Annotated in this window: 7 protein-coding genes; 6 read left to right on the top strand and 1 reads right to left on the bottom strand. The window is 36.3% G+C overall.

The window, feature by feature from the left end:
* The 4 genes from AACZ30_RS12820 to AACZ30_RS12835 all read left to right on the top strand — a co-directional run.
* Nucleotides 1–810 (top strand): saccharopine dehydrogenase C-terminal domain-containing protein (locus tag AACZ30_RS12820; RefSeq protein ID WP_339649816.1); only part of this gene is annotated, 810 nt, incomplete at its 5' end.
* A 51-nt stretch (nt 811–861) separates the two neighbouring features.
* On the top strand, nt 862–1332 hold the full coding sequence (locus AACZ30_RS12825) for an Lrp/AsnC ligand binding domain-containing protein (RefSeq protein ID WP_075325112.1): 471 nt from the start codon (nt 862–864) through the stop codon (nt 1330–1332).
* A 45-nt stretch (nt 1333–1377) separates the two neighbouring features.
* Nucleotides 1378–1692: a hypothetical protein gene (locus AACZ30_RS12830; RefSeq protein WP_079735169.1), complete on the top strand. Its 315-nt coding sequence runs from the start codon at nt 1378–1380 to the stop codon at nt 1690–1692.
* 180 nt (nt 1693–1872) lie between these two features.
* Nucleotides 1873–2403 (top strand): ferritin, encoded by a 531-nt coding sequence (locus tag AACZ30_RS12835; RefSeq protein ID WP_339649819.1) that lies wholly within the window; start codon nt 1873–1875, stop codon nt 2401–2403.
* Between the two features lie 118 nt (nt 2404–2521).
* On the opposite strand, the gene AACZ30_RS12840 is transcribed toward AACZ30_RS12835, so the two are convergent.
* A complete protein-coding gene (locus tag AACZ30_RS12840) occupies nt 2522–3208 on the bottom strand; it encodes a zinc metallopeptidase (RefSeq protein WP_075325114.1) in 687 nt (228 codons plus the stop codon).
* Nucleotides 3209–3425: 217 nt separating this feature from the next.
* On the opposite strand from AACZ30_RS12840, the gene pyrH reads away from it, so the two are divergent.
* Together pyrH and frr are read left to right on the top strand one after the other, a co-directional pair.
* Nucleotides 3426–4133, top strand: a complete 708-nt coding sequence (pyrH, locus tag AACZ30_RS12845; RefSeq protein ID WP_208223177.1) for a UMP kinase — start codon at nt 3426–3428, stop codon at nt 4131–4133.
* A gap of 30 nt (nt 4134–4163) precedes the next feature.
* Complete coding sequence (gene frr, locus AACZ30_RS12850; RefSeq protein WP_339649823.1) at nt 4164–4718, top strand: ribosome recycling factor; 555 nt, start codon at nt 4164–4166, stop codon at nt 4716–4718.
* Nucleotides 4719–5075 lie beyond the last annotated feature (357 nt).

The following is a 5075-nucleotide window of genomic DNA, read 5'->3' on the forward strand; positions in this document are numbered from 1 at the left end:
GTGGCCGAGTTTATACAGGAAGGAAAATATAAATACATTCCTTATCACCGTTTATTTAGAAGAACCGAGTTTCTTCACATTGAAGGTTACGGCAAATTTGAAGGTTATGCGAATAGAAATTCGCTAGACTATATGAGCATTTACGGCCTGGAAGATGTACTTACACTTTACCGCGGTACCATTAGGCGGGTTGGCTTCAGCCGTGCGTGGAATATGTTTGTGCAACTTGGAATGACTGACGATAGTTTTAAAATGAAAGATTCAGAAAATATGAGCTATCGTGATTTTGTGAATTCCTTTCTGCCTTATTCTCCTACCGATACTGTAGAACTTAAACTTCGGCATAATTTAAAAATAGATCAGGACGATCTTATGTGGGAAAAACTTTTGGAACTGGACTTATTCAATAAAGACAAAAAAATTGGAATTAAAGAAGCTACTCCTGCCCAAGCCCTACAGGAGATCTTAATGGATAAATGGAGCCTGGCCCCAGACGATAAGGATATGATTGTAATGTACCATAAATTTGGTTACGAATTAAAAGGCGAGAAAAAACAGATAGATTCAACTATGGTGCACATTGGGAAAGACCAAACTGAAACTGCCATGGCAAAAACCGTGGGGCTTCCTGTAGCCATAGCTACTTTAAAAATCTTAAAGGGCGAAATAACCACACCCGGAGTTCAGCTTCCTATTAAAAAAGAAGTTTATGAACCCATTCTAAAAGAATTAGAGAAACACGATATTGTTTTTAAAGAAAAAGAGACCGAATATTTGGGTTATAACCCTTTTGGAGAAGTAGGAAATTAAATTTTTGAATTCAATTTGCTACTTTAGCTCTTTAACCAATAAACCTCCCAAATGAAAGTTGTAAACGAGACTGTTGTTATAGATGGTATAGATAAAACCATCCTGAATTTCTTAATGGAAGATGCCAAAAAATCTATCTTAGAAATTGCCAGGAATATCGGGATCACCGGTGCAGCAGTTCACCAGCGTTTACGCAAATTGGAAAAAGCAGGTTTAATTGAAGGCTCTAAACTTATGATAAACCCCCGCAAGTTGGGCTATAAAACTATGGCCTTTGTAGGGGTTTACTTAGATAAAGCAGTTAGTAACCCGCAGGCTGTAAAACAACTAAGCCGAATTCCTGAAGTAATTGAATGCCATTACACCACCGGGAATTGGTCTATTTTCATCAAAATATTATGTAGAGATAACGAGCATTTAATGAATGTACTCAACAAAGATATTCAGGCTATAGAAGGGGTTTCAAGAACCGAAACCTTTATTTCGTTAAATCAACAAATAAAAAGGCAAATCAAAATTTAATATTCTTTGGGTTTATTCTAAATAAGAATTAATTTTGGCTGCAGTATGAAAGTATTACACCAGTCTCAATTCTTTACTTCTTATCAATGTGATAAGCAGCGATGCTTTTTTATTGAATTTCCGCATAAAACCATTCAGCTTGGTTTTTGCCAGTTTTTAGCGTTTAGACAGCAAGTTAAAGAAATTGACCTGGATTCTCATTTTAATGGGCAAAACCCGCACGGGTTAGAAATGCTTATGCTATGCAATAGGCAACACTTCTTTGTTTTTAATACTTTAGAATGTATAGATCTTAAAGAATTTATTACCGGTTCTTTTGCTATGCTTGAACTTAATTCCCTGCTTACCACTTCCGTTTAATCTATTTCACTTTAGACTATTTCTAAATTCTATTCCTAATTAGGTTCTTACCGCCTATTTGGCTAATTTTATAGAAAATGACTAATAAACCAGCACAATGCTGGTCGCAAAAAATGGTTAAGTACAAATCTGGTGAAGTAAGCCTTTACCGGCCATTTATAGCATTAAAAATATAAGAAAATGAAAGATTTAGTAAGACAAAATTTAAGTATCCATGTAGATGTCATGGATCTTTTAAATAAACAAATTGAAAAAGAAGCACATTCGTCATCAGCTTATTTAGCTATGGCTTCCTGGTGCGATCACAATGCCCTTTCTTATAGTGCCGATTTCTTTTACGAGCAAGCTGCAGAAGAAAGAGATCATATGATGAAGATCTTTAGATTTATTAACGATAATGGTGGTACCGCGTATTCTCCAGAAGTTAGTGGTGTAAATCACGATTTTAAATCTTTGGAAGAAATCTTTGAAACGGCTTTAGACCAGGAAATTGCTATTACCAAAGCAATTCACAATATTGTAGGTAAATGCCGAAAATTAAACGATTATACTACGGAGTATTTTCTACAGTGGTTTATAGCAGAGCAAATGGAAGAAGAGCAAACAATGCGCCGTGCGCTAGAGTTATTTGATCATATGGGCACCGAAGGCCTGGGTCTTAAATTATTAGATGAGCGCATCCCGCAAATTAGAGACAAACGTGCCGAATAGATTTTTATAAGAAAATACGCATCATCCTGAATTTATTTCAGGATCATTAAATTAAAAAACCCGCTTCAGTTGAAGCGGGTTTTCTTTTATAAAATTTTCCGAAGAAATATTTTCAATATTAATCTCTTCCCATATAAATACTAAGAAAGTAAAGCAAAGTTGCTAAAGAACCAACCGCGGCAACCACATAAGTTCTTGCTGCCCATTTTAGGGAATCTTCGGCAGCTTCATGTTCCGGTCCAGAAACCATATTTTCGGTTTCTAACCAGGCTAAAGCGCGCTTACTCGCATCATATTCTACGGGTAAAGTTATAAAACTGAATAAGGTTCCCATTCCAAACATGATAATTCCAATAAGTAAAACGGTGCTTCCTATAGCCGTAGTGGCCATTAAGATTAATCCTCCAAAAATCACCCATTGGGAAAATCTTGAGGCTATACTTACCACCGGCACCAACTGGCTTCTCATGGTTAACCAGCTATAAGCATTAGCATGCTGAATAGCATGACCGGTTTCGTGTGTTGCCACGGCAGCGGCAGCAGCATTTCTTTGGCTATAAACCCCTTCAGAAAGGTTAATTGTTTTTTTCTGCGGATTGTAATGATCGGTCAACATTCCCGGTGTAGAAATTACTTTTACATCGGTAATATTGTTGTCTCTTAACATTTTTTCGGCGAGCTCTTTTCCACTCATTCCGTTTTGTAAATGAACTTTAGAGTACTTTTTAAATTTACTCTTCAGTTTATTACTCACATACATACTCACTATAAAAATGAGCCCTGCAATAATATAATATCCTAACATTTTCTTTTCTGTTTAATTAACCCAAAGATAGCAAAAACCTCGCCATTTGTATTTTCAATTAAGACTTGACATTTTAAAATAAACTCAAAGAATTTTAACTGAAATGAAACTTAGACTCCAATAAAAAAATTGGTAATTAGCGGAAGATTGATTGTGAATATGTTATTTTACAATTTAAGATATTACCTATATTTGCACCAATCACTACAAAAAGGCTATGCATTACAAAAGAATACTTTTAAAATTATCGGGAGAAGCATTAATGGGACAACGCCAATATGGCATAGATCCCGATCGGCTGGCAGAATATGCCGAAGAGATTAAAGAAGTGACCGATAAAGGAATAGAAGTAGCCATTGTTATAGGCGGCGGAAATATTTTTAGAGGAGTTGCCGGTGCAAGTAAAGGAATGGACCGGGTGCAGGGAGACCATATGGGAATGCTTGCCACCGTAATTAACGGTTTAGCTTTACAAAGTGCGCTGGAAGATGCCGGAGTTCAAACCAGGTTACAATCAGCTATAAAGATCAATGAAGTTGCTGAACCTTTTATTAGAAGAAAAGCTATGCGCCATTTAGAAAAAGGCCGCGTGGTAATTTTTGGAGGCGGAACTGGAAATCCTTATTTCACCACAGATTCTGCTGCAGTTTTACGCGCTATTGAAATTCACGCCGATGTTATTTTAAAAGGAACCCGTGTAGACGGAATTTACAATGCCGACCCTGAAAAGGATAAAAAAGCTACAAAATTCGATTTTATTTCTTTTGACGATGTAATTAGAAAAGGTCTGAAAGTGATGGATACCACCGCGTTCACCTTAAGCCAGGAAAATGAACTCCCAATAATTGTTTTTGATATGAATACCCCCGGAAATCTTTTAAAAGTAGTGACCGGAGAAAGAATAGGTACAAAAGTTAATTTATAAAGATTTACGCTCAACTAATATTTTTTAAAAATGGAAGACGAAATTGAATTTATTATAGACACCGCCAAGGAAAATATGGACAAGGCAATTGAACATTTAAAGAAACAATTGCAAAACATTCGGGCGGGTAAAGCCAACCCGGCGATGCTTGGAAGTGTAATGGTAGAATATTATGGAGCTCGAACCCCGCTTCAACAGGTTGCCAATGTGAATACACCAGATGCCCGAACTATTTCTATTCAGCCTTTTGAAAAAAGCCTGATTAAAGATATTGAAAAAGGAATAATGCTGGCAAACCTTGGTTTTAACCCAATGAACAACGGTGAGAGTGTGATTATAAATGTACCACCTTTAACTGAAGAACGCCGTAAGCAACTTACAAAACAGGCAAAAGCTGAAGCGGAAGATGCCAAAATTGGAGTAAGAAACGACCGAAAATCAGCCAACAACGAATTAAAGAAACTTGATATTTCTGAAGATTTACTTAGAGATGCTGAAAATGAGGTTCAGGAATTGACTGATGCCCACATTTCCCGTATAGATTCTATCCTGGAAAACAAGGAAAAAGAAATTATGACCATATAATAGAAAGTCATTTTCTCTTGTTATTTTAGAGGCTGTTTGAAGAATTTTAAAATCGTCATCCTGAACTGGTTTCAGGAAGTAAACTGGAAGCTGAATACTCCCGTAGTGTAGGGAAAGGAAAGCTTGACGACAATAAGTTTCTCAAACCGCCTTTTTTATTTTAGTGATTAATCAATTTGTTCATAATTCAGAAAAACCTATGCGTTCTCCGTTATTGCTTATTTTTCTGTTTTTTTCCTTTAATGTTTTTGCTCAGCAAGAACTAAGAGGAAGAATTGTAAACGAACAAACCGGCGATCCTCTCGCCTACGCTAAAATAACCTATGGTGATAAAGAAGATTTAAGCAAAATAGACGG

Source organism: uncultured Salegentibacter sp. (assembly GCF_963972535.1).
Classification (GTDB): domain Bacteria; phylum Bacteroidota; class Bacteroidia; order Flavobacteriales; family Flavobacteriaceae; genus Salegentibacter.

Bases quoted from the DNA above. Each gene is read 5' to 3' on its own strand.
- AACZ30_RS12825 (WP_075325112.1), top strand. From the start codon at position 862: ATGAAAGTTGTAAACGAGACTGTTGTTATAGATGGTATAGATAAAACC.
- AACZ30_RS12830 (WP_079735169.1), top strand. From the start codon at position 1,378: ATGAAAGTATTACACCAGTCTCAATTCTTTACTTCTTATCAATGTGAT.
- AACZ30_RS12835 (WP_339649819.1), top strand. From the start codon at position 1,873: ATGAAAGATTTAGTAAGACAAAATTTAAGTATCCATGTAGATGTCATG.
- AACZ30_RS12840 (WP_075325114.1), bottom strand. From the start codon at position 3,208: ATGTTAGGATATTATATTATTGCAGGGCTCATTTTTATAGTGAGTATG.
- pyrH (WP_208223177.1), top strand. From the start codon at position 3,426: ATGCATTACAAAAGAATACTTTTAAAATTATCGGGAGAAGCATTAATG.
- frr (WP_339649823.1), top strand. From the start codon at position 4,164: ATGGAAGACGAAATTGAATTTATTATAGACACCGCCAAGGAAAATATG.